This is a genomic window from Nocardioides marmoraquaticus (assembly GCF_054777915.1).
In genome coordinates this window covers 113,836-134,357 of record NZ_BAAHAA010000006.1, presented here as the reverse complement: position 1 = coordinate 134,357, position 20,522 = coordinate 113,836, and the positions used below count along the sequence as shown (strand labels likewise).

General features: G+C 72.6%; 22 protein-coding genes and 1 tRNA gene. 9 read left to right on the top strand and 14 right to left on the bottom strand.

Annotated elements, in window-relative coordinates:
- Positions 1 to 9: 9 nt before the first annotated feature.
- From ACYU8I_RS06635 to ACYU8I_RS06620, 4 genes are all read right to left on the bottom strand, one after another.
- A complete protein-coding gene (locus ACYU8I_RS06635) occupies positions 10 to 375 on the bottom strand; it encodes a fluoride efflux transporter FluC (protein WP_460838743.1) in 366 nt (121 codons plus the stop codon).
- Complete coding sequence (locus tag ACYU8I_RS06630) at positions 372 to 797, bottom strand: fluoride efflux transporter FluC (protein WP_460838741.1); 426 nt, start codon at positions 795 to 797, stop codon at positions 372 to 374. The genes ACYU8I_RS06635 and ACYU8I_RS06630 overlap by 4 nt, the downstream gene beginning before the upstream one ends.
- Positions 790 to 1,731, bottom strand: coding sequence for an ATP-binding protein (locus ACYU8I_RS06625; protein WP_460838739.1), 942 nt, complete (start codon positions 1,729 to 1,731; stop codon positions 790 to 792). Before ACYU8I_RS06625 ends, ACYU8I_RS06630 begins: the two co-directional genes overlap by 8 nt.
- Positions 1,732 to 1,858: 127 nt before the next feature.
- Positions 1,859 to 3,235, bottom strand: a complete 1,377-nt coding sequence (locus ACYU8I_RS06620; RefSeq protein ID WP_460838738.1) for a mycothione reductase — start codon at positions 3,233 to 3,235, stop codon at positions 1,859 to 1,861.
- A 100-nt stretch (positions 3,236 to 3,335) separates the two neighbouring features.
- Between ACYU8I_RS06620 and ACYU8I_RS06615 the strand changes: the two genes are divergently transcribed.
- On the top strand, positions 3,336 to 4,823 hold the full coding sequence (locus tag ACYU8I_RS06615; RefSeq protein ID WP_460838737.1) for an NAD(P)/FAD-dependent oxidoreductase: 1,488 nt from the start codon (positions 3,336 to 3,338) through the stop codon (positions 4,821 to 4,823).
- 68 nt (positions 4,824 to 4,891) lie between these two features.
- Here ACYU8I_RS06615 and ACYU8I_RS06610 read toward each other — a convergent pair whose 3' ends face one another.
- Positions 4,892 to 5,188, bottom strand: a complete 297-nt coding sequence (locus ACYU8I_RS06610) for a hypothetical protein (protein WP_460838736.1) — start codon at positions 5,186 to 5,188, stop codon at positions 4,892 to 4,894.
- A gap of 31 nt (positions 5,189 to 5,219) precedes the next feature.
- Positions 5,220 to 5,660 (bottom strand): hypothetical protein, encoded by a 441-nt coding sequence (locus ACYU8I_RS06605; RefSeq protein WP_460838735.1) that lies wholly within the window; start codon positions 5,658 to 5,660, stop codon positions 5,220 to 5,222.
- Positions 5,661 to 5,919: 259 nt separating this feature from the next.
- Here ACYU8I_RS06605 and ACYU8I_RS06600 point away from each other — a divergent pair, with 259 nt between their 5' ends.
- The 6 genes from ACYU8I_RS06600 (at position 5,920) to ACYU8I_RS06575 (ending at position 11,836) form a co-directional block, all read left to right on the top strand.
- Positions 5,920 to 6,936 (top strand): ornithine cyclodeaminase family protein, encoded by a 1,017-nt coding sequence (locus tag ACYU8I_RS06600; protein WP_460838733.1) that lies wholly within the window; start codon positions 5,920 to 5,922, stop codon positions 6,934 to 6,936.
- Positions 6,933 to 8,414, top strand: a complete 1,482-nt coding sequence (locus tag ACYU8I_RS06595; RefSeq protein ID WP_460838731.1) for an aromatic amino acid lyase — start codon at positions 6,933 to 6,935, stop codon at positions 8,412 to 8,414. The genes ACYU8I_RS06600 and ACYU8I_RS06595 overlap by 4 nt, the downstream gene beginning before the upstream one ends.
- Before the next feature lie 90 nt (positions 8,415 to 8,504).
- Positions 8,505 to 9,521, top strand: coding sequence for an ABC transporter ATP-binding protein (locus tag ACYU8I_RS06590; protein ID WP_460838729.1), 1,017 nt, complete (start codon positions 8,505 to 8,507; stop codon positions 9,519 to 9,521).
- A 2-nt stretch (positions 9,522 to 9,523) separates the two neighbouring features.
- Positions 9,524 to 10,186, top strand: coding sequence for an ABC transporter permease (locus tag ACYU8I_RS06585; protein ID WP_460838727.1), 663 nt, complete (start codon positions 9,524 to 9,526; stop codon positions 10,184 to 10,186).
- 4 nt (positions 10,187 to 10,190) lie between these two features.
- The gene (locus ACYU8I_RS06580) at positions 10,191 to 10,898 is read left to right on the top strand and encodes an ABC transporter permease (protein WP_460838725.1); all 708 of its coding nucleotides are present in this window, start codon (positions 10,191 to 10,193) and stop codon (positions 10,896 to 10,898) included.
- A 5-nt stretch (positions 10,899 to 10,903) separates the two neighbouring features.
- Positions 10,904 to 11,836 (top strand): ABC transporter substrate-binding protein, encoded by a 933-nt coding sequence (locus ACYU8I_RS06575; protein ID WP_460838723.1) that lies wholly within the window; start codon positions 10,904 to 10,906, stop codon positions 11,834 to 11,836.
- A gap of 126 nt (positions 11,837 to 11,962) precedes the next feature.
- Here the strand turns inward: ACYU8I_RS06575 and ACYU8I_RS06570 are convergent, their stop codons facing one another.
- The 5 genes from ACYU8I_RS06570 to ACYU8I_RS06550 form a co-directional block, all read right to left on the bottom strand.
- The gene (locus tag ACYU8I_RS06570; protein ID WP_460838721.1) at positions 11,963 to 12,142 is read right to left on the bottom strand and encodes a DUF2510 domain-containing protein; all 180 of its coding nucleotides are present in this window, start codon (positions 12,140 to 12,142) and stop codon (positions 11,963 to 11,965) included.
- Between the two features lie 385 nt (positions 12,143 to 12,527).
- Positions 12,528 to 12,600 (bottom strand) — tRNA-Lys (locus tag ACYU8I_RS06565).
- Positions 12,601 to 12,693: 93 nt separating this feature from the next.
- Positions 12,694 to 14,271 (bottom strand): phytoene desaturase family protein, encoded by a 1,578-nt coding sequence (locus tag ACYU8I_RS06560; protein WP_460838719.1) that lies wholly within the window; start codon positions 14,269 to 14,271, stop codon positions 12,694 to 12,696.
- Complete coding sequence (locus ACYU8I_RS06555) at positions 14,268 to 15,455, bottom strand: aminomethyltransferase family protein (protein ID WP_460838718.1); 1,188 nt, start codon at positions 15,453 to 15,455, stop codon at positions 14,268 to 14,270. The genes ACYU8I_RS06560 and ACYU8I_RS06555 overlap by 4 nt, the downstream gene beginning before the upstream one ends.
- Positions 15,452 to 16,846, bottom strand: coding sequence for a hypothetical protein (locus ACYU8I_RS06550; RefSeq protein ID WP_460838715.1), 1,395 nt, complete (start codon positions 16,844 to 16,846; stop codon positions 15,452 to 15,454). Before ACYU8I_RS06550 ends, ACYU8I_RS06555 begins: the two co-directional genes overlap by 4 nt.
- A 260-nt stretch (positions 16,847 to 17,106) precedes the next feature.
- Between ACYU8I_RS06550 and ACYU8I_RS06545 the strand changes: the two genes are divergently transcribed.
- The gene (locus ACYU8I_RS06545) at positions 17,107 to 17,310 is read left to right on the top strand and encodes a cold-shock protein (RefSeq protein ID WP_460838714.1); all 204 of its coding nucleotides are present in this window, start codon (positions 17,107 to 17,109) and stop codon (positions 17,308 to 17,310) included.
- Between the two features lie 128 nt (positions 17,311 to 17,438).
- Entirely contained in the window at positions 17,439 to 17,594 is a 156-nt protein-coding gene (locus ACYU8I_RS06540) for a hypothetical protein (protein WP_460838712.1), read from the top strand.
- Here ACYU8I_RS06540 and ACYU8I_RS06535 read toward each other — a convergent pair whose 3' ends face one another.
- From ACYU8I_RS06535 to ACYU8I_RS06525, 3 genes are all read right to left on the bottom strand, one after another.
- A complete protein-coding gene (locus ACYU8I_RS06535) occupies positions 17,595 to 19,742 on the bottom strand; it encodes a heavy metal translocating P-type ATPase (RefSeq protein ID WP_460838710.1) in 2,148 nt (715 codons plus the stop codon).
- A 206-nt stretch (positions 19,743 to 19,948) separates the two neighbouring features.
- A complete protein-coding gene (locus ACYU8I_RS06530; protein WP_460838708.1) occupies positions 19,949 to 20,143 on the bottom strand; it encodes a heavy-metal-associated domain-containing protein in 195 nt (64 codons plus the stop codon).
- 26 nt (positions 20,144 to 20,169) lie between these two features.
- Positions 20,170 to 20,484 carry a metal-sensitive transcriptional regulator gene (locus ACYU8I_RS06525; RefSeq protein ID WP_460838706.1) on the bottom strand — a complete coding sequence of 105 codons (315 nt, stop codon included), beginning with the start codon at positions 20,482 to 20,484 and terminating at the stop codon, positions 20,170 to 20,172.
- Between the last annotated feature and the right edge of the window lie 38 nt (positions 20,485 to 20,522).

Here is a 20,522-nt window from a genome sequence, read left to right as displayed (position 1 = left end):
GGCGCCAGGCTAGGACGTGCCGAGGAGCGTCCCGGCCACCGCCCAGCCCGCGGTCGCCGCCAGCAGGCAACCCCCCACCGTGACCAGGGCGTACGCCGCCGCCCGTCGCGGTCGGCGCGACCGGGCGTGGCTGACGGTCTGCACGGCGAAGGCGGAGTACGTCGTCAGCCCGCCGCACACGCCCACCCCCACGACGGTGAGCACGGCGGTCGGGGCGTCGGCCCCGACGAGGGCGCCGAGCAGCGCCGAGCCGACGACGTTGACCAGGAGGGTGCCCAGGTGCCAGCCGCGGTCGAGGGCGCGGCCGGCGGCGTACCGCAGCGCGGCACCGAGGCCGCCTCCGACCGCCACCAGCACCACCGTCAGCCCGGTCACAGGTCGCCCCCCTCGTCGTCGACGGCCCGCTCCCGTGCGGTCCCGGCGACGCGGACGACCAGGGCGACGGCCAGGAGGGACGCGCCGAGGGTGCCGCCGACGTACGCCGCTGCCGCCGCCCAGCGGCCGTCGTCGAGCAGGCCCAGCCCGTCGACGGAGGCGGTCGACATCGTGGTGAAGCCGCCGCAGACCCCGGTGCCGAGCAGCACCGAGAGCCAGGGGCGGCGGCGTACGAGGGGCACCAGCGCCAGCCCGGCCAGCGCGGCCGAGCCCACGACGTTGACGACGAGGACGGTCCAGGGGAAGTCGCCCGTCGCGGCGGCCGGCCAGGTCGCGGTCAGCGCCCAGCGGCCGAGGCTGCCGAGGGCGCCGCCGACGGCGGCGGCGACCAGACCGGTGCGGACCCCCGGCGACTCAGTCACCGGCGACGGTGAGCGGCCCGTCGTACGGCAGGGGAGGCTCGCCGGTGCCCTGGCGCTCGAACTCGGAGAGGTACCACCACGCCAGCGACACGAGCTCGTCTGCGGGCCGCACCGCCAGCAGGTGCTCCTCGGAGAACGCGGCGAAGACCTCCGCGAGCAGGTCGCGGGCCTCGGCCATCGTGGCGGGGGCGGTCAGCGGCACGCGGTAGTGCAGGTCGACGCGCTCGAGCCCCTCGGCGATGGCCTCGTCGAGCCGTCCGATGCCCTCGGCGACGCGCCGCTCCCGGTCGGACTGCTCGATGACGTCGGTGAGCCGCACCGCCAGCGGGTAGTCGTCGGGGGCGCTGATCGACAGCAACCGGAGCTCGCGCCGCAGCTCGAAGAAGAACCGGCGCCAGGTGGTGAACAGCTGCACCGGCAGGTCGAGGAGGTGCACGTCGACGCGCTCGGGGCCCTGCTCCTCCAGCTCGACGGGGTCGACGGTGAAGGCGAACAGCTCGCCCTCGCGGGGCGACTCCGTTGCGTCGGTTCCCGGCTCGAACCACACCGACTTGGTGCGCCCGTCGACGCCGAGGTCGGAGCCCCAGCGGCTCGACGACATCGCCACGAGCGCCAGGCCCCGGCCGAAGGTGGTGACGTCGAGGTCGTCGAGGTCGGCGGGCGGGTCGAGGGTGGGCAGGCGCTGCGGCGGCACCGGGGAGGAGTCGACGACCTCGATGCGCGGGTGGTCGACGGTGCCGCGCACGCGGACCGACAGCGGTGGCCGGGAGTGGATCAGGGCGTTCGTGACCAGCTCGGTGACGCCGAGCTGGGCGCTGTCGACGAGGTCGTCACGACCGATCTCGCCGAGCACACGCGTGACCCAGGAGCGGGCCAGCTTGACCGAGGGAGGGCTCGCCGGAAGCACCAGGGAACGACGAGTGAGCGGCACCATCCCTCCTCCACGTGGGGTGCAGCCGACCGACGGCGTCCTGGTCGAGGTCGCCGCGTGACACACAGTAGGGGAATGTCAACCTCGGCGTCGTGCTTCGGTCGTGCTCAACCACCAGACCGTGTCGCGCTCAGTCGTCCAGCTGGAGCAGGGCGTTCTCGACGACCTCGGCCAGCGAGGGGTGCGGCCAGTACTGCTCGCGCGCCATCCGCAGCGGAGCGAGGTCGAGGGCCATGGCCTGCACGAGGGGCTGGAGGAGCAGGCTCGCCTGCGCCCCCACCACGTGGGCGCCGAGCAGCCGGCCGCCGTCGGGCGTGGCGAGCAGCTTGACCAGCTGCCGACCCTCCGGCACGTCCATCGCCCAGCCGTAGGCGACGCCGGCGTAGTCGTGCGTGACCACGCGGTGGGCGACGCCCTGCTCCTGCGCCTGCTGCTCGGTGAGCCCGACCGAGGCGACCTGCGGGGAGGAGAACACCACCGCCGGCACGTGCTCGTGGGTGCTGGCGACGAGGTCGTCGGGGTGCAGCAGGTTGTGCTGCACGACCCGGGCCTCGGCGTTGGCGACGTGCTTGAGCTGGTCGTGGTTGGCGACGTCGCCGAGCGCCCAGATGCCCTCGACGCTCGCGCGCTGGTGCCGGTCGACCGAGACGATGCGCCCGCTGCCGCTCGGCTCGGTGGCGATCGAGGTGTGCTCGAGCCCGAGGCGGTCGGCGTTGGGGACCCGGCCGGTCGCCACGAGCAGCACGTCGGCCTCGAGCTCGGTGCCGTCGCCGAGCGTCACCACGACGGTGTCGCCGTCTCTGCGCCGCACGGAGGAGGTCGTGACCGAGAGCCGCACGTCCCACTGGGCCTCGGCCGCCTCGGTGAAGGCCTGGGAGACGTCGTGGTCGTGCGCCATCAGCAGCCGGGCGCCACGCTGCACCTGCGTCACGCGGGTGCCCAGCGAGGAGAAGACGTGGGAGAGCTCGCTGGCGACGTAGCCGCCCCCGATCACCACCATCCGGCGCGGCAGCTCCTCGAGCCGCATCACGGTGTCGCTGGTGTGGAAGGGCACGTCGTCGATGCCGGGGATCTCGGCCACCTGCACCCGGCTCCCGGCCGCGATGACGACCTGGTCGGCGGTGATCCGCCGGCCGTCGCCGGTGACCAGCTCGTGGTCGTCGACGAACTCGGCGTGGCCCTCGTGGACGTCGACGTTGGGCAGCTGCTTGCGGTAGTCGCGCCCGCCCCGCTCGATGGCGTCGATCCGCCCGAAGATGCGGTCGCGCAGCCCCGGCCAGTCGACGCCGTCGTACGCCGTGCGCAGGCCGAGGTGGGCGGAGGTGCCGGCCTGCCGGGCGACGTCGGCCGGGTAGACGAACATCTTGGTCGGGATGCAGCCGACGTTGAGGCAGGTGCCGCCGAACCGCCCCTCCTCGAGGATCGCGACGCGCCGGTCGGAGAAGCGCTCGTCGACGATGGAGTTGCCGGATCCGGTGCCGATGACGGCCAGGTCGTAGTGCGTCACCCCGACAGAGTGCCCAGCGCTGACCTGCTGTGACGCACCAGACCCCCGATCTGCGCGCCTGAACTGGCATGAAGGTGCGCTCCAGGAGGAACATGGGGGCATGGCATACGACGACCGCACCTCCCACGACGCCCCGAGCGCGGACCCGCTGGGCCGCACCTCCGGCAAGCACCGCGTCGTGGTGATCGGCTCGGGCTTCGGCGGGCTCTTCAGCACCAAGGCCCTGCGCCGCGCCGACGTCGAGGTCACCCTGATCGCCAAGACGACCCACCACCTCTTCCAGCCGCTGCTCTACCAGGTGGCGACCGGCATCCTCTCCGAGGGCGAGATCGCACCGGCCACCCGTGAGGTGCTCTCCAAGCAGAAGAACGTCTCGGTGCACCTCGGCGAGGTCACCGGCATCGACCTCGAGCGCCGCACGGTCACCCACCACGTGCTCAGCCGCGAGATCGTGACGCCGTACGACTCGCTCATCGTGGCGGCCGGGGCGGGCCAGTCCTACTTCGGCAACGACCACTTCGCCGAGCACGCCCCCGGCATGAAGAGCATCGACGACGCGCTCGAGCTGCGCGGCCGCATCTTCGGCGCCTTCGAGCTCGCCGAGAACCTCGCCGCCCAGGGTCGCGACGTCTCCCACCTGCTGACGTTCGTCGTCGTGGGCGCCGGGCCGACCGGTGTCGAGATGGCCGGCCAGATCGCCGAGCTGTCCAGGCGCACCCTCAAGCGCGACTTCCGCGCCATCGAGAGCAAGCAGGCCCGGGTCATCCTCGTCGACGCGGCCGGCCAGGTGCTGCCGCCGTTCGGCCGCCAGCTCGGCGAGAAGTCCAAGAAGGCGCTCGAGGACCTCGGTGTCGAGGTGCAGCTGGGCGCGATGGTCACTGACGTCGACGAGCGCGGCCTCACCGTCAAGTACAAGGACGGCCGCGAGGAGACCATCAGCTCGACCACCAAGATCTGGGCCGCCGGCGTCGCCGCGAGCCCGCTGGGCAAGACCCTCGCCGAGCAGTCGGGCGCCGAGCTCGACCGCGCCGGCCGCGTCAAGGTCACCCCCGACCTCACCCTCCCGGGCCACCCGGAGGTGTTCGTGGTCGGCGACATGATCGCCCTCGACAACCTCCCGGGCGTCGCGCAGGTGGCGATCCAGGGTGGCAAGTACGCCGCCAAGACCATCCGGCACCGCGTCGAGGACAAGCCGCCGCTCAAGCCCTTCCACTACTTCGACAAGGGCTCGATGGCGACCATCTCCCGCTTCGACGCGGTCGCCATGATCGGCAAGATCCGGCTCTCGGGCTTCATCGCCTGGCTGATGTGGCTGGCCGTCCACCTCGTCTACCTCACCGGGTTCAAGAACCAGTTCACCGCGCTGATCCACTGGGCCGTGACGTTCCTGTCCAACGACCGCTCGCAGCGGGTCTCCACCGAGCAGCAGATCTTCGCCCGCACGGCGTTGTCGCGGCTGCCGCGCGGCACCAGCGAGCTGGTCAGCGAGCCCGACTTCGACGAGGCCCGCGCCATCCTCGAGGCCGCCGCCCTCGAGGAGTCGCGCCTGACCGACAGCAACGTCCGCGGCAAGGTCGGCGCCGGCTAGTCAAACGACCCGCCGCCGGACGTGCGATGGCGCACGTCCGACGGCGCGTGTTGTACTCGCGGCGTGGCTCAGGGGCGTTTTGCCAGCCTGTAGATGACGTAGCCGACAGCCAGGAAGAAGTCGACGATCATCCAGAGCCCGATGATCAGGATGACCCCGATCCCGGTGCCCACATCGGAGGCCGCCTGACAAGTCTCCTGGTCAAGCGTCCCGCAATCGGTGGCCTCACCGGCGGCGCCGATCCCTGCAAAGATCCAGATGATGAAGAGCAGCTGCACGGCCAAGAAGAACCAAAGGAAGATGCGCTTCTTCTTCTTGGGTGGCTGAGACTCGAACTGCTGCAGCGGGTTGGGGGTTTCAGACATGTCGTGGTCCTTAGGTGCGGGTACGCGGGACTTAGAAGCTGTCCTCGATGGTCAGGCGCTTGTACTGCTTGGGGAGAGCATCGCCGAAGCACGAGAGGGTGACGGTGGTGCCGGGGGCGATCGGGTCGCTGGTGCAGTCGATGGACGCCACCACCTCCTTGTCCTTCCAGGCCTTCATGGTCACCAGGGCTGAATCGCTCTTGTCTCGGTTGTTAGTGACTTTCAGAGCTTTGACGTCGCTCACACCAAAGCTGTTCTTGATCCGCCAACCCGCTGCGTAGTTGAAACCGTCGACCTCGAAGGCCTTGCCGACCTTGATGTCCTTCGGGTTCTGGTAGCGACCCGGGACCTTCTCGGCGCTGCTGCCGCGGCCATCGCCGGAGGAAGAGCCCCCGGTCGACTCGGCCGCGCAGGCTGACGCCCCGAGGACGAGAACAATGGCAGCCACGGCCGGGATCGATTTTGCGCGCACGAATTCCTCCGAGAATAGTTGGTAGTGAACTCGGAGGTTATGGCTAATTGGTGAGCACTAGCCAAATCGCTGAGCGACCATCTCCCCTGTTGGACGAGAGGCCGCGATGCGGTCTAGTCCGATTAAAGCCGGATTTGATCTGGATTAGACCTGTGGGTCCACAATGTCCGGGCGCTGTCTCGGCGTGGGTGAACGGAAGAGCACCCGCTGGCGACCTGAGGCACATCGACTGGCGGTGGTACCAGGCATGCTCGGGGGCATGCCCGACGACTCCCTGTGGCTCCGGTTCCTCTCCGGCCCCGACGTCGACGCCCTGGGCGTGACGCCGGCGGAGGTGGTCGACGCGGTCGAGGGGGTGGTCGCGGCCCACGGTCGCGGCGAGACGGTCTTCGAGCCGCGCACCCACCTGGTGCCCGACAACGGCGGCCGCGGCCACTTCAACGTGCTGCGCGGCCACGTCTCGACCCTGGGCGACCACGGCGTCAGCGGGGTCAAGGTCGTCGGTGACTTCGTGCCGAACTACGAGCAGGGCCTGCCGAGCGAGTTGGCGCTGCTGACGCTGTACGACCCCCACACCGGCGTGCCGCGCGCGATCGTCGACGCCACCTGGATCACCGAGGTCCGCACCGGCGCGATGACGGCGGTGGGGGCGCGCCACCTGGCCCGGCCCGACGCGAAGGTGCTCGGTCACGCCGGTGCACGGGGCACCGCGTGGAGCAACGTCGTGCTGCTCGACGCCCTGCTCGACCTCGACGAGGTGCGCGTGACCAGCCGACGGCCCGAGTCGCGCGAGTCGTTCGCCGAGCGGCTGCGCGAGGTGGTGCGCGCCGAGGTGGTGGTGACCGACTCGGTCGAGGCGGCGTTCGACGGCGCCGACGTGTGCGTCGAGGCGACCCGGCTCAGCGAGCCCGCCCCGCTGGTGCACCGCGACCTGCTGGCCCCGGGCAGCCTGCTGGTGCCCTACGGCACCGTGAGCGCGCTGGCCCCCGACCTCCTCGACGTCGTCGACAAGGTGGTGGTCGACGACTGGCGCGAGTCGCGCTCGGGCCGCTTCGGCGCGCTGCGCCACCACGTCGACACCGGCGCGCTGTCGGAGCAGACGCTGCACGCCGAGCTGGGCGACGTCGTCACCGGCCGCCGACCCGGCCGCGAGAGCGACACCGAGCGCGTCCTGTTCTGGCACCGCGGCCTGTCGATCCTCGACGTGGCCGTCGGGCAGCTGCTGCTCGAGCGAGCCGAGGCCGCCGAGGTCGGCCAGATGGTGCGCTACCGGTGACCGTCCTCGTCACGACCCCCGACGACCTCGACGCCGCTGCCGTCTGCCGCGTCGCCGCCGGCGAGCTCCTCTCGCTCGCGCCCCCTCTCCTCGAGCAGGTGGGTGCCCGTCGTGAGCGGCTGCTGGGGCTGCTGGCCTCCGGTGCCCGGGTGTACGGCGTCACGACCGGAGCCGGCGCGCAGAGCGTGGTCGACCTCGACCCCGACGCGCAGGCCCGCCAGTCGACCTCGTTGCTGCTCGCGCGTGCCGTGGGCGGTCCGCCCTGGCTGGGCGAGGCCGAGGTGCGCGCGCTGCTCGCCGTACGCCTGCGCACGCTGGTGGGTCCCGACAGCGGTGCCGGGCCCGAGCTCGCCGCCTGGCTCGTGACGTTGCTGGAGCACCGGGTGGTGCCGGCGGTGCCGCGCTCGGGCTACGGCTCGGCGGGCGAGATCGTGCCGCTCGCCCACGCTTTCGGGCACCTCGGCGACGCCGGCGTGCTGCTGGTCGACGGCGCCGAGGTGCCGGCCGGTCCGGAGCTGGCCGCACGCGGCCTGGAGCCGCCGGCCCTCGGCGCCAAGGAGGGCATCGCGCTGCTGGGCGGCGTCCCGCTCGCCACCGCGCTGGCGACCCTGGCGGCGCTGCGCGCGGCCCTGCTCGCACACCAGGAGCTGGTCGTGGGGGCGGCGCAGGTCGTGCTGACCGGCGCGCCCCGGGACCCGTACGACGCCCGCGTCGCCCGCGCCGACGACGACCTCGCCGCCGTGCTCGAGGAGCTGCGCGGGCTGGTCGGTCCGGAGGCGGCGCCGCGCGCGCTGCAGGCGCCGGTGTCGTTCCGCGTGCTCGGGCCGGTCCTCGCTCAGGTGGCGCGGGCCCGGCGGGGCCTCGACGAGGCGGTGGCCCGGTCGCTGGGTGGCGTCACCGACTCGCCCGCCCTGGTCGACGACGTCCTGATCGGCACGCCCGGCTTCCACGGGCTCGACCTCGCGGCCTCCTCCGACGCGCTGCGGGCCGCGGCGGTGCACGCCGCGACCGTCGGCACGGCCCGGCTCCACCGGCTCCTCGACCCGCGCACCACCGGGCTGCCGGCCCAGCTCGCCCTCGAGCCCGGCCCCCACGCGGGCCTGGTCGCGGTGCACAAGCGCGCGGTCGGAGCGGTGCACGCCTGCCTGCCGGTCACGGCCACCGCGACGGGGCTGGCCGAGACCTCCAGCGGCCAGGAGGACGTCCAGACCTTCGCCGTCGACGCCGTCGAGACGCTGCGACGGGCCCTCGACGCGTGGGAGACGACGGTCGCCTGCGGCCTGCTCGCGGTGCTCCAGGCCGAGGTCCTCGAGCCCGAGCGGTACGCCGGCGCCCCCGCCGCGCTGCGAGACGCCCTGGCGTCCGCACGGCGGGTCGTGCCGCACGACGCCGCCGACCGGGCCTACGGTCGTGACGTCGAGGCGCTCCGCGCGCTGCTGCGCGAGGGGTGGACTGGAGAAGCCCGGTCGCTCGACTGAGCTAGATTCGTGCTGCGCGAGTCATCACCAGCGCTACCGCCCTACCCTCCTACCGCCCCGCAGGCGGACCGACGGACCGACGGAGACGCCGTGATCGAGTTCGAGCAGGTCGTGAAGCAGTTCCCCGACGGCACCGTCGCGGTCGACCACCTCGACCTGCAGTTGCCGACCGGCGAGATCACCGTGATGGTCGGGCCCTCCGGCTGCGGCAAGACCACCTCGCTGCGCATGATCAACCGCATGATCGACGCCTCGTCGGGCTCGATCTCCATCGACGGGCGCGACGTCGGCTCGCAGGACCCCGCCGAGCTGCGGCGCGGCATCGGCTACGTCATCCAGCACGCCGGCCTCTTCCCGCACCGCACCATCGAGGACAACATCGCCACGGTGCCGGTGCTCACCGGATCCAGCCGTCGGGAGGCGCGCAGCCGCGCGGCCGAGCTGATGGAGCTCGTCGGGCTGCCGGCGTCGTTCGCCAAGCGCTACCCGGCGCAGCTCTCCGGCGGCCAGCAGCAGCGCGTCGGCGTCGCCCGGGCCCTGGCCGCCGACCCGCCGGTGATGCTGATGGACGAGCCGTTCAGCGCCGTCGACCCGGTGGTGCGCGACGGGCTGCAACAGGAGTTCCTCCGCCTCCAGGGCGAGCTCGGCAAGACCATCGCCTTCGTCACCCACGACATCGACGAGGCGATCCGACTCGGTGACCGGGTCGCCGTCTTCGCCGAGGGCGGTCGCCTGGCGCAGGTGGCCCCGCCGGCCGAGATCCTGGCGCACCCGGCCGACGACTTCGTGGCCGGCTTCGTCGGGCGCGACCGTGGCTTCCGCGGGTTGTCCTTCGCGGCCGCCGACGCACTGCCGGTCGAGCCGGTCACCACCGAGGTCGCCGGTGCGAGCCTCCGCCTCGACGACGGTCGCCCGGCCGGGTGGGTGCGCGACGGCGAGACGCTCGACGCGGGCGGCACCTTCGTCGTCACCGACAGCCTCCGCAGCGCGCTCGACGCCGCCATCAGCTCGCCGGTCGGGGCCGCCGTACGCCTCGACGCCGACGGCCGCGCCGACGGGGTCGTGCGCCACGAGACCATCGCCGAGCACCTGCGGCGCCGGGGGTAGCCGTGCTCGACTACCTCGGCGAGGTCCGCACCTACCTCGACACCAACGGCGAGCTCGTGCTCGAGCTGCTGCGCCAGCACCTGCTGCTGGCGCTGCTGCCCGTGCTGATCGCCCTGGTCGCCGCGATCCCGGTGGGCTACCTCGCGACCCGCTACGGCTGGCTCTACCACCCGCTCCTCAACGCCTCGAGCCTGCTGTACGCCGTTCCGTCGCTCGCGCTGTTCACCGTCCTGCCCGGCCTGCTCGGAACGCGCATCCTCGACCCGGTCAACGTCGTCATCGCACTGTCGGTCTACTCCTTCGCGCTGCTGGTGCGCGTGGTCGCCGACGGCCTGCGGTCGGTCGACGCGGTCGTCACGCAGGCAGCGACGGCGATGGGCTACCGGCGGCTCCGCCGTCTCGCGACGGTCGACCTGCCGATCGCGACGCCCGTGATCTTCGCCGGGCTGCGTGTCGCCACCGTCTCCAACATCAGCCTGGTCAGCGTCAGCGCCCTGGTCGGTCTCGGCGGGCTCGGCCAGCTCTTCACCACCGGTTTCCAGCTCTTCTACTCGGTGCCGATCGTCGTCGGCCTGGTGCTGTCGATCCTGCTGTCGTTGCTGGCCGACCTGCTCCTCGTGCTGGCGCAGCGTGGGCTGACGCCCTGGACCCGGGTGGGGAGGTGAGGCAGTGAACGACGGACTCTTCTCGGTGCTGCTCGACCCCACGATGTGGGCGTTCGGCACCGACCGTGGCTTCTGGCAGCGCATCGTCGAGCACCTCGGCTACACCGCGCTGGCCCTGGCGATCGGCTTCGCGATCGCCTACCCGGTGGGCCTGGTCATCGGCCACACCAACCGCTTCGCGTTCCTGGCCATCAACGCCGGCAACGCCGGACGCTCGCTGCCGACGCTCGGACTCATCGCGATCATCGTCGTCGGGTTCGGCATCGGGCTGCTGCCGATCACGGTGGCCCTCGTCGTGCTGGCCATCCCGCCGATCCTCACCAACACCTACGCCGCGGTGCGCAACGTCGACCGTCACACCGTCGACGCTGCTCGGGGCATGGGCATGCGTGAGCGCCAGGTGCTGCTCCGCGTCGAGGTGCCGATGGGCCTGCCGCTGATGTTCAGCGGCGTCCGCAACGCCACGCTCCAAGTGGTCTCCACGGCGACCATCGCGGCGTACGTCGGGTCCGGCGGCCTGGGTCGCTTCCTCATCGACGGCCTTGCCACCCGCGACTACCCCGAGGTCTTCGCCGGGGCCGTCGTGGTCGGCCTGCTCGCCGTCGTGCTCGACCTGCTGCTCGCCGCCGTGCAGCGCCTCGTCGTCTCCGGCGGCGTCAGCGGGCGCACCGCTCGACCGGCTCGCTCCACCCCCACCCCCTCCGGAAGGTAACCACCATGTCCCGACCCCTGATCACGCTCGGCGCCGTCGCGGCGTCGTTTGCCCTGCTCGCCGGTTGCGGCGGCGGTGGCGGCGACGACGCCTTCGCCCCCGAGGAGGGCAGCGCCGACAGCATCACCGTCGGCTCGGCCAACTTCCCCGAGAACGTCCTGCTGATGAACATGTACGCGCTCGCTCTCGAGGACGCCGGCGTCGAGGTGCAGACCCAGCCCAACATCGGCTCGCGCGAGGTCTACCTGCGCGGGCTCGACGACGGCTCGATCGACCTGCTGCCGGAGTACAACGGCGCGCTGCTCGCGTTCCTCGCCGCCGGCAACGGCGACGAGGTGCCGCGCGACGTCACCGCCCCCGACCAGGTGTACGACGCGCTGCAGGACGTGCTGCCCGAGGGCACCGAGACGCTGCCGCAGTCCGAGGCGGAGGACAAGGACACCCTGTCGGTCACCCAGGAGACCGCCGAGCAGTACGACCTCGCCTCGATCGCCGACCTCGAGCCCGTCGCCGGTGACCTCGTCGTCGGGGCGGGCCCGGAGTTCGAGGAGCGGTTCCAGGGCCTGGTGGGCCTCCGGGAGGTCTACGGGGTGGAGTTCAAGAGCTTCCGCCCGCTCGACGTCGGTGGCCCGTTGACCGTCTCGGCGCTGAAGGACGGCACCGTCCAGGTGGCCAACATCTTCTCCACCGACCCCAGCATCGAGTCCAACGACTTCGTCGTGCTCGAGGACCCCGAGAACCTCTACACCTCGCAGAACATCCTGCCGCTGATCAAGAGCGACAAGGTCACCCCCGAGGTCGAGGAGGCGCTCAACTCCGTCTCCGAGGCGCTCACCACCGAGAACCTCACCGAGGCGCTGGCCGCCGTCGTCACCGACAAGCAGGACCCCAAGACTGTCGCCCAGCAGTTCCTGGAGGACAACGGCGTCCTGGGCTGACGCCCGCCATCACTGCCGCGGATCGCTGCCACCTGGTGGCCGTGACCGCGGCAGTGCTGCGTCCCGACGCCCGTGGCCGTCAGGATCGGCCCCCGACCGTCCTCGACGCCGCCCGCCGCTGAGACGTCAGCCCCTCGGCGGGTCCTCGCTGGCGGCGGCCTCGTCGCCCGTCGAGGGACCGCGGCTGTCGAGGAGGGCCAGCCGGAGGTGGTCGGCCTGGCGCTGCCAGCGGCGACCGTCCCAGAAGCGGTGCTGGTCGGGGTGCGCGGGGTCGCGGTACCACCCCACGTCGCGCGTGGCGGTCATCGAGATGTCCTTCGACCTGGGCGGGGTCGGCGCCTCGCTTCGACGCGTCGCGGACTGATCTTCCCCGAGCGTAGGACGGTGACCGGCGGGTGGGAAGACGCCGTCCACCTGCGAGGTCGGGGTCAGGTGCCTGTCCTCGAGCCGCCGGCCCCCGCGCGGACCACCGCGGTGGGGCGATCCGAGGCCGCTGACGGCTGTCGCGATCCGATCGCGGGCAGCCGTTGCGGTGACCGCGGTCGGGGTTGGGGCGTCTCGCCGAGCCCGCTCGGGCGCTGGAGCCCGGCGAGACGTGCCTCCATTGGAGGACGAATCGGACGCCTCGCGGGGCGAAACCCGTCAGAAGGGTCTGCCGGGAGTGGACCAGCATGGCCCAGCTCGGTCGGGGTGGGCCCCCAGGGGATCGAACCCTGAACCCGCGGATTAAAAGTCCGCTGCTCTGCCGGTTGAGCTAGAGGCCCGTGCGAACGGCGAGCCTATCCGCTGGCCGTTCCGGGTCGAGTCGTGTGCCTGAGAGGGCGCAGTAGCGCCCTCTCAGGCACACGACCCACGCATCAGCGGCGTACGTCGCGCAGCACGGCCTGGGCGGCCAGGCGACCGGGGCTGCCGATGACGCAGCCGCCGGGGTGGGTGCCGGAGCCGCACTGGTAGTAGCCCTGGAGCGGGGTGCGGTAGCGGCTCCAGCCCGGCGCGGGGCGGAACAACCACATCTGCGGGGCGAGGAACTCGCCGGCGAAGATGTTGCCCTCGGTCAGTCCGGTGCGGGCCTCGATGTCGACGGGCGTGACGACCTCGCGCTGGAGCACGAGGTCGCCGAAGCCGGGGAAGTGCGACTCGAGCACGGCCTGGGCGACGTCACCGAGTGGCTCGCGCTCGGCCTCCCACGTCGAGCCGCGGAGCTCGTACGGCGCGTACTGCACGAAGCACGACATGACGTGCTGGCCGGGCGGGGCCATCGTCGGGTCGACGACCGACTGGATCGCGGCGTCGATGAAGGGTCGGTCGGAGTACCAGCCGTACTTGGCGGCGTCGAAGGCGCGCTCGACGTACTCGATGGTCGGGCCGATGTTGACGAAGCCGCGGAGGTGGTCGTCGGAGCCCTCCGGCAACCCGGGAAAACGCGGCAGCGCGTCGAGGGCGAAGTTGACCTTGGCCGAGACCCCGCGGAACTTCATCCGCCGCACGCTGTCGACCAGGTCGCCCGGCAGGCCGCGCGGGTCGACGAGCTCGGTGAAGGTGCGCCGCGGGTCGAGCGCGGAGACCACGACGTGCGCGCGCAGCTCGGTGCCGTCGTCGAGCACGACCCCGGTGGCGGTCTCGCCGTCGACGAGCACGGAGGTGACCCGGGCGCCGGTGCGCACCGTCGCGCCGTACGACGCCGCGGCCCGCGCGAGCACCTGCGTGAAGCCGCCGTTGCCGCCGCGGTGGAACGCCCACGAGCCGAGGTGCCGGTCGTGCTCGCCGAGCTTGTGGAACAAGAAGACCAGCCCCGAGCCGGGCGACATGGGTCCGACCTGGGAGCCGATGATCGCCGACGACGAGTAGTAGCCCTGCACGGCGGGGTGCTCGAAGTAGTCGCGGATCCAGTCGGCCGCGCTGCCGGTGAGCAGGCGCACCACGTCGTGGAGGGTGCGCCGGTCGAGCGACCCGAGGTGCGTGGTCAGCCACGAGACGTCGACCTCGCCCTCGTCGCCGAACACGTCGGGCGGGGCCTGGTCGAAGACGGGCTGCACCGCGCGGCACACGGCGGCGAGGTCGGCGGCGTGGCGGTCGTAGGCCTCGGCGTCGTGGGGGGAGTGGCGGCGGATCTCGGCGACGTTCTGCCCGTGGTCGTCACCGAGCAGCAGGTGCCCGCCGTCGCCGGTCGGGTGGAACGACGACGGCATCATCAGCGGCATGAACCCGTGGTCGACCAGGCGCAGCTCCTGGATGATCTCGGGCCGCAGCAGCGACAGCGCGTAGGAGAACGTCGTGAACCGGAACCCCGGTCGCAGTTCCTCGGTGATCGCCGCCCCGCCGACCACGTCGTTGGCCTCGAGCACGAGCGTGCGCAGGCCCTCCTTGGCGAGGTACGCCGCGTGCGTCAGGCCGTTGTGGCCGCCGCCGACGACGATCGCGTCCCAGTCGTTCATCGCGCTCCTCGCAGGTGGTTCGGGGTCGTCGTGCGCACGCGCACCCGGGTGGCGTGGTGGTCGAGGACGAGCTCCTGGTGCAGCACCGTGCCGGGCGCCGCGAGGTCGGGCCGCACCCGGGCGAGGCCGACGTGGGCCTGCAGCAGCGGCGACCACACCAGGCTGGTGGTGTAGCCGACCTCGGTGCCGTCGTCCTGGGTCAGCAGCAGCTCGTACGGCGCCCGCGCCTCAAGCACGGCGGGGTGGCGGCCCGACGCGCGGTGCAGCGCGTCCCAGTGCTCCCAGTCGACGACCACGCCGACCGTGCGCCAGCGGGTGGAGCCGTCGCGGCGCTCGCGTCGTACGGCGTCGGCGCCGACGAAGGCGCGCCCCGGGTCGACCATCCACCCCAGTCCGAGCTCGTCGGGGGTGACCCGGTCGGCGTCGGTCTCGGCCAGTCGGCCGTCGTGCCACTCGACGTCGACGAGGGGGAGGCCGGCCTCGACGCGCAGCACGTCCATCGCCTCCTCGCCGTAGGGGCGCACGCCGTGCCCGCGGCCCGCCGCCAGCACCGCGTCGAGCACGTCGAGCGCGCCGTCGGCGGCCACCGTCAGCTCGAAGCCCGGCCCGCCGGTGAAGCCGGTCGCCGAGACCAGCACGTCGTGCCCCGCGACCGGTGCGCGCAGGTGGTCGAACGCCCTCATCGTGCTGACCGCCCCGACCAGCGGCGCCAGCACCGTCGGCGCCGCCGGCCCCTGCACCGCGAGCACGGCGAGGTCGTCGGAGACGTCCTGCACCTCGACCGGCAGGCTCACCGGGAGGTCGCGGGCCAGGTCGGCGAGCCAGCCGTGGGTGGCGCGGGCCGCGCTGAGCAGGTAGCCGTCGGCCTCCCGCAGCACCAGCCCGTCGTGCCTGACGAACCCGCGCTCGTCGCACCACGCGGTGTACTGCGCCCGCCCGACGTCACAGCGTCGTACGTCGCGCAGCAGGACGCCGGCGAGGAGCCGCTCGGCGCCGGGACCGGTGACGCGGTACTGGTGCAGCGGGCTGGTGTCGAAGAGCCCGACCGCGTGCCGCACCGCGAAGTACTCGTGCTTCGGGGCGTGCGTGTAGCGCAGCGGCGAGAGGTGCCCCTCCCAGTGCGTGAACAAGTGCTGGTCGTCCAGCTCCGCCAGCCGCGGGCGGAACGGCGTCGTGCGGATCATGCGTCGGGACGGTAGGCCCGCACGGCGTCGGTGAACTCGCGGGGGTCGACCTGGCGCCGGCGCAGCAGGTCGACGTCGCCGTCGGGGTGCCCCAGTCGCGCCTGCCACGACAGCGACGACGGCGAGCCCTGCAGGTCGAGACGTACGCCGCTCTCGGCCAGGTCGTAGCGGCGCACCGTCTCGCCGTGGGCCACCTCGACGACGCTCTCGCGCAGCGTCACCACGGTCGGGGCCAGCGAGCCCAGCGACAGCAGCGCTGCCCCCGCCAGCAGGACCAGGCCCACGGCCGGCACGAGCCGTCCCGAGGCGGTGTCGCCGAGGAAGTCGACCAGCAGCACGACCGCCCCGATCGCCGCCGCGACGAACACGACGCCCGCGAGGTACTGCGGCACCACGCTCGCCTCCCACCGCAGGTACGTCGGCCTCGGGTGCGGGTCGGTGTCACCGGTGGCCTCGACGGCCTCGTCGGGCTCGACCGGCGACGGTGCGGGCTCGGTGGGCTCGTCGTCGGTGGGCTCGACGGTCGTGCCGTCCTCGCGCTCGAGGCGGCCGTCGGTGTGGTGGTAGAGCCAGCCGTCGTGCGGGCCGGTGTCGTCGCTGCCGTCGTGGAAGACCCAGTCGCCGGGGCCGCGGTCGTCGCGGGCGGCCGGGACGGGGTCCTCGGTCGGCTCCGGCTCCTCGATCGGCGTCGGCTCGGGGGTGGGCACGGGTGCTGGGGCCGGCTCCGGTGCGGGCTGCGGCTCCAGGGTCGCCTCGGGCTGCGGCTCGACGAGGGTGCCGTCCTCCTGCTCGAGACGGCCGTCGGTGTGGTGGTAGAGCCAGCCCTCGTGCTGGTCGGTGCCGTCGTGGAACACCCAGTCACCGGGTCCTCGGTCCTCGGACGAGGTCTCGACGGGCTCGACCGGCGACTCGGCCGCCGCGGGCTCCGGGGAGGTCTCGACGGGCTCGACCGGCGACTCGTCCACCGCGGGCTCCGGGGAGGTCTCGACGGGCTCGACCGGCGACTCGGCCACCGCGGTCTCGGGGGAGGTCTCGGCGGGCTCGACCGACGAGTCGGCCACCGCGGGCTCGGCGGAGGGCTCGGCGGGCTCGACCGACGAGTCGGCCACCGCGGTCTCGACGGGCTCGGCGGACGACTCGGCCATCGCGGGCTCCGCGGAGGTGTCGACGGGCTCGACCGGCGACTCGGGCACCGCGGGCTCGGCGGAGGTCGCGACCGGCACGGGCTCGGGGCTCGGCTGGGCGGGGGGCTCCTCCAGGACGGTGCCGTCCTGGGCGACGAGCGTGCCGTCGGCGTACCGGTAGAGCCAGCCCGCCCACGGCCCGTCGCCCTCGTGGAACTCCCAGTCGCCGGGGTCGTCGACCTCTCGGCCGTGGGGCTCGGCGGACACGGGGACCTCCTGGTCGGCGGGGGGCACCGGGGGCGCGCCGCGGGGTGGGCCTGGCCTGTTGTTCCCGGATTGCTACTGTCTCTCACACGAGGTGCAAGTTCCAGCGGTTCTACTGACGCTCGTTGGAGTTTGTGATCCAACCGAGTTTCTCTTTCTGGCTCTCCAGGCTTGCAAGACGGGACGACGTGTCACTGCATCTCGGAGTGGACGTCGCCCTGACGTCCCAGCCTGAAGAAATCCACGCAAGGAGAACAACCAGCATGGCCAACGGAACCGTCAAGTGGTTCAACGCCGAGAAGGGCTTCGGCTTCATCGCCCAGGAGAACGGCGGCGACGACGTCTTCGTTCACTACTCGGCGATCCAGACCCAGGGTTACAAGTCGCTCGACGAGAACCAGAAGGTCGAGTTCGACGTCACCCAGGGCCCCAAGGGCCCGCAGGCGGAGAACGTCCGCCCCCTCTGACGTTGCTCAGAGCAGGAGCCCCGTCCGGTCACCCGGGCGGGGCTTCTGTCATTTCTCCCCGCAGATGTTTGACGCGGGGGGTCGAGCGGGGACACTGGGACGCAGACAACTCGGGGGAGGCATAAGAGATGGACGACCCGTTCGACGTACGGCTCGAGGACGACGAGCTGCTGGGTGAGGTCGAGCTGACGGCCAACCTGATCGTGGCGGCCAACGAGGTCGACGGTCACCTGTCGGCCGGTGAGATCGACCAGATCCTGGGTGTCCGGAAGCGGTCGGCGTAGTCAGCCGGCCGGCGTCCAACGACGCAGCCGCAGCGAGTTGGTGACCACGCAGACGCTGGAGGCGGCCATCGCGCCGCCGGCCAGCATCGGGTCGAGCAGGCCCAGGGCGGCCACGGGGATACCCAGGGTGTTGTAGGCGAAGGCCCAGAAGAGGTTCTGCCGGATCGTCGTGAGCGTGCGGCGCGACAGTCGCAGCGCCGTCGCCACCAGGCGGGGGTCACCGCTGACGAGGGTGAGGTCTCCCGCCTCGATGGCCGCGTCGGTGCCGGTGCCCATGGCGACCCCGAGGTCGGCCTGCACGAGAGCGGCCGCGTCGTTGACGCCGTCGCCGACCATCGCGACGCGCTCGCCCGCTTGCTGCAGGCGGCGTACGTGCTCGAGCTTGTCGTCGGGACGCACCCCGGCGACGACCTCGTCGATGCCGAGCCGCTCCGCGACGTGGCGCGCCGCCGTCTCGTGGTCACCGGTGAGCAGCACGACGCGCAGGTCGAGATCGTGCAGCGCGGCGACCGCGTCGGCGCTCTCGTCCTTGACGGTGTCGCCCACGGCCAAGGCTGCGCGCGGTGCGTCGTCGACGGTCACGAGCACGGCGGTCCGGCCCGCGTCGCGCGCGCTGCGCACGAGTGCGGCCAGCTCGTCGGGCAGGACCGCGGCGTCGTCGGGGGCGCGGGCGACCTCGACGCGGTGGCCGTCGACCGTGCCGGTGACCCCGAGGCCCGGCGTGGTGGTGAAGTCCTGCACCGGGCGGTACGGCGCCCGCCCCGCCGCGACCGCACGGGCGATCGGGTGCTCGCTCTGCGACTCCAGCGCGGCCGCGAGGTCGAGGGCGTCGTCGTCGCCGGCCGCGTCGTGCACCCGCATCTCGCCGGTCGTCAGGGTGCCGGTCTTGTCGAGCACGACGGTGGTGACACGACGCGAGGACTCGAGCGTCTCGGTGCTGCGGATCACGATGCCGAGCTGGGCTGCACGCCCGGTGCCGACCATCATCGCGGTGGGCGTGGCCAGGCCGAGCGCGCAGGGACACGCGATGACGAGCACGGTGACGGCCGCGCCGACCGCGGCGTCGGCGTCGCCGGTCAGCAGCAGCCAGGTGGCGAGGGTCAGCAGCGCGATCGCGAGCACGACCGGCACGAAGACCCCCGAGACCCGGTCGGCCAGCCGCTGGATCGGCGCCTTGCCGACCTGCGCGTCGAGCACCGACTGCCGGATCCGCGCCAGCAGGGTGTCGCGGCCGATGCGCGTGACCTCGACGACGAGCCGGCCGTCGGTGGTCAGCGTGCCGCCGACGACCTCGTCGCCGGGGCCCTTCTCGGCAGGCAGGCTCTCGCCGGTGACCATCGACTCGTCGACGGCGCTGCGGCCGCTGACCACGCGGCCGTCGGTCGGCACCTGGCTGCCCGGACGCACCAGCACCTGCTGGCCGGGACGCAGCTCGGCGACGTCGACCTCGGCCTCGACGCCGTCGTCGTCCAGCAGCACCGCGCGGGTGGCGCCGAGCTCGAGCAACGCACGCAGCGCCGAGCCCGCCCGGGACTTCGCGCGGGCCTCGAGCCAGCGCCCGAGCAGCAGGAACGTCGTGACCACGGCCGCGACCTCGTAGTAGAGGTGCATCTCGCCGCGCAGCAGCTCGACCGTCGACCAGGCCACGGCGGCGGTGGTGCCGATGGACACCAGGGTGTCCATGGTGCCGGCGCCGTGGCGGGCGTTGACCAGGGCCGCGCGGTGGAACGGCCACCCCGCCCACGCCCACACCGGGAGCGCCAGCACCAGCTGCAGCCACGGCAGCCGGGGCACGCCGGGCGCCATCGCCACGACGACCACCGCCAGCGTGAGGGGCACGGCGACGACCAGCCGCCGCAGCAGCGCGTGCGAGGCGTCGCGCTCCTCGTCGTCACCGGGGCCGGTGTCGCTCGGCAGGGTCGCGGTGTAGCCGGTGCGCTCGACGGTGGCGACGAGCGTGTCCTCGTCGACCAGGGTCGCGTCGTACTCCACGTGCGCCGACGCGGTGGCCAGGTTGACGCTCGCCGTCACGCCGTCGAGGCGGTTGAGCTTCTTCTCCACCCGGTTGACGCACGCCGCGCACGTCATGCCGCCGACCAGCAGGTCGACGCTCGTGCGTTCGCGCCCCTCGTGCTCGGTGGTGGTCATGACGTGCTCCTCGGTGGGTGGTGGGTGGGGTGGCCCTTCGTGGCTCGCTGCGCTCGCACCTCAGGGAGCGGGACCGGCTCGCTGCGCTCGCACCTCAGGGAGCGGGACCGGCTCGCTCCACGAGGAGAGGCCCGCCCGGGCTGCTTCCTGAGGAGGTCGCTCTGCGACCGTCTCGAAGGACGAGCGGGCGTCACGAAGGGCGCGGCTCAGGCCAGGGCGTAGCCGGCCTCGTCGACGGCCTCGGCGACCTGGTCCTGGGTGGCCTCGCCGGTGACGGTGAGGGTGCCGGCCTCGAGGTCGACGACGACCTCGGTGACGCCGTCGAGCGCCGAGACCTCGCTGGTGACGGCCTGGACGCAGTGGCCGCAGGTCATGCCGGTGACGGAGTAGGTGGTGGGCACGGGGTCCTCCTCGGAGGGGTGGTGGGTCAGGAACGGAGCAGGCGGGTGATGGCGGTGCTGGCCTCGGCGACCTTCTCGCGGGCGAGCTCCTCGCCGCGCTCGCCGTCGTGGGCGGCGTACGACACGGCCTCCTGCACGCAGTGGCCGAGGTGGTCCTCGACGAGGCCGACCGAGACGCTCTGCAGCGCGCTCTTGACGGCGGAGACCTGGGTCAGCACGTCGATGCAGTAGGTGTCGGACTCGACCATGCGCTGCAGGCCGCGGACCTGACCCTCGATGCGGCGCAACCGCGCGAGGTAGTCGGCCTTGCGGTCGTGGTAGCCGGGGGTGGTGCCGCTCATGACCACCATCTTATACCCCCTGGGGGTAGTCGGTGCGG

What these genes read in the sequence shown, in the direction of transcription:
- ACYU8I_RS06525 (WP_460838706.1), bottom strand. Translation starts at nt 20,484, where the DNA reads ATGAGCGGCACCACCCCCGGCTACCACGACCGCAAGGCCGACTACCTC.
- ACYU8I_RS06570 (WP_460838721.1), bottom strand. Translation starts at nt 12,142, where the DNA reads ATGACCGCCACGCGCGACGTGGGGTGGTACCGCGACCCCGCGCACCCC.
- ACYU8I_RS06555 (WP_460838718.1), bottom strand. Translation starts at nt 15,455, where the DNA reads ATGATCCGCACGACGCCGTTCCGCCCGCGGCTGGCGGAGCTGGACGAC.
- ACYU8I_RS06560 (WP_460838719.1), bottom strand. Translation starts at nt 14,271, where the DNA reads ATGAACGACTGGGACGCGATCGTCGTCGGCGGCGGCCACAACGGCCTG.
- ACYU8I_RS06545 (WP_460838714.1), top strand. Translation starts at nt 17,107, where the DNA reads ATGGCCAACGGAACCGTCAAGTGGTTCAACGCCGAGAAGGGCTTCGGC.
- ACYU8I_RS06600 (WP_460838733.1), top strand. Translation starts at nt 5,920, where the DNA reads ATGCCCGACGACTCCCTGTGGCTCCGGTTCCTCTCCGGCCCCGACGTC.
- ACYU8I_RS06575 (WP_460838723.1), top strand. Translation starts at nt 10,904, where the DNA reads ATGTCCCGACCCCTGATCACGCTCGGCGCCGTCGCGGCGTCGTTTGCC.
- ACYU8I_RS06615 (WP_460838737.1), top strand. Translation starts at nt 3,336, where the DNA reads ATGGCATACGACGACCGCACCTCCCACGACGCCCCGAGCGCGGACCCG.
- ACYU8I_RS06540 (WP_460838712.1), top strand. Translation starts at nt 17,439, where the DNA reads ATGGACGACCCGTTCGACGTACGGCTCGAGGACGACGAGCTGCTGGGT.
- ACYU8I_RS06535 (WP_460838710.1), bottom strand. Translation starts at nt 19,742, where the DNA reads ATGACCACCACCGAGCACGAGGGGCGCGAACGCACGAGCGTCGACCTG.
- ACYU8I_RS06610 (WP_460838736.1), bottom strand. Translation starts at nt 5,188, where the DNA reads ATGTCTGAAACCCCCAACCCGCTGCAGCAGTTCGAGTCTCAGCCACCC.
- ACYU8I_RS06625 (WP_460838739.1), bottom strand. Translation starts at nt 1,731, where the DNA reads ATGGTGCCGCTCACTCGTCGTTCCCTGGTGCTTCCGGCGAGCCCTCCC.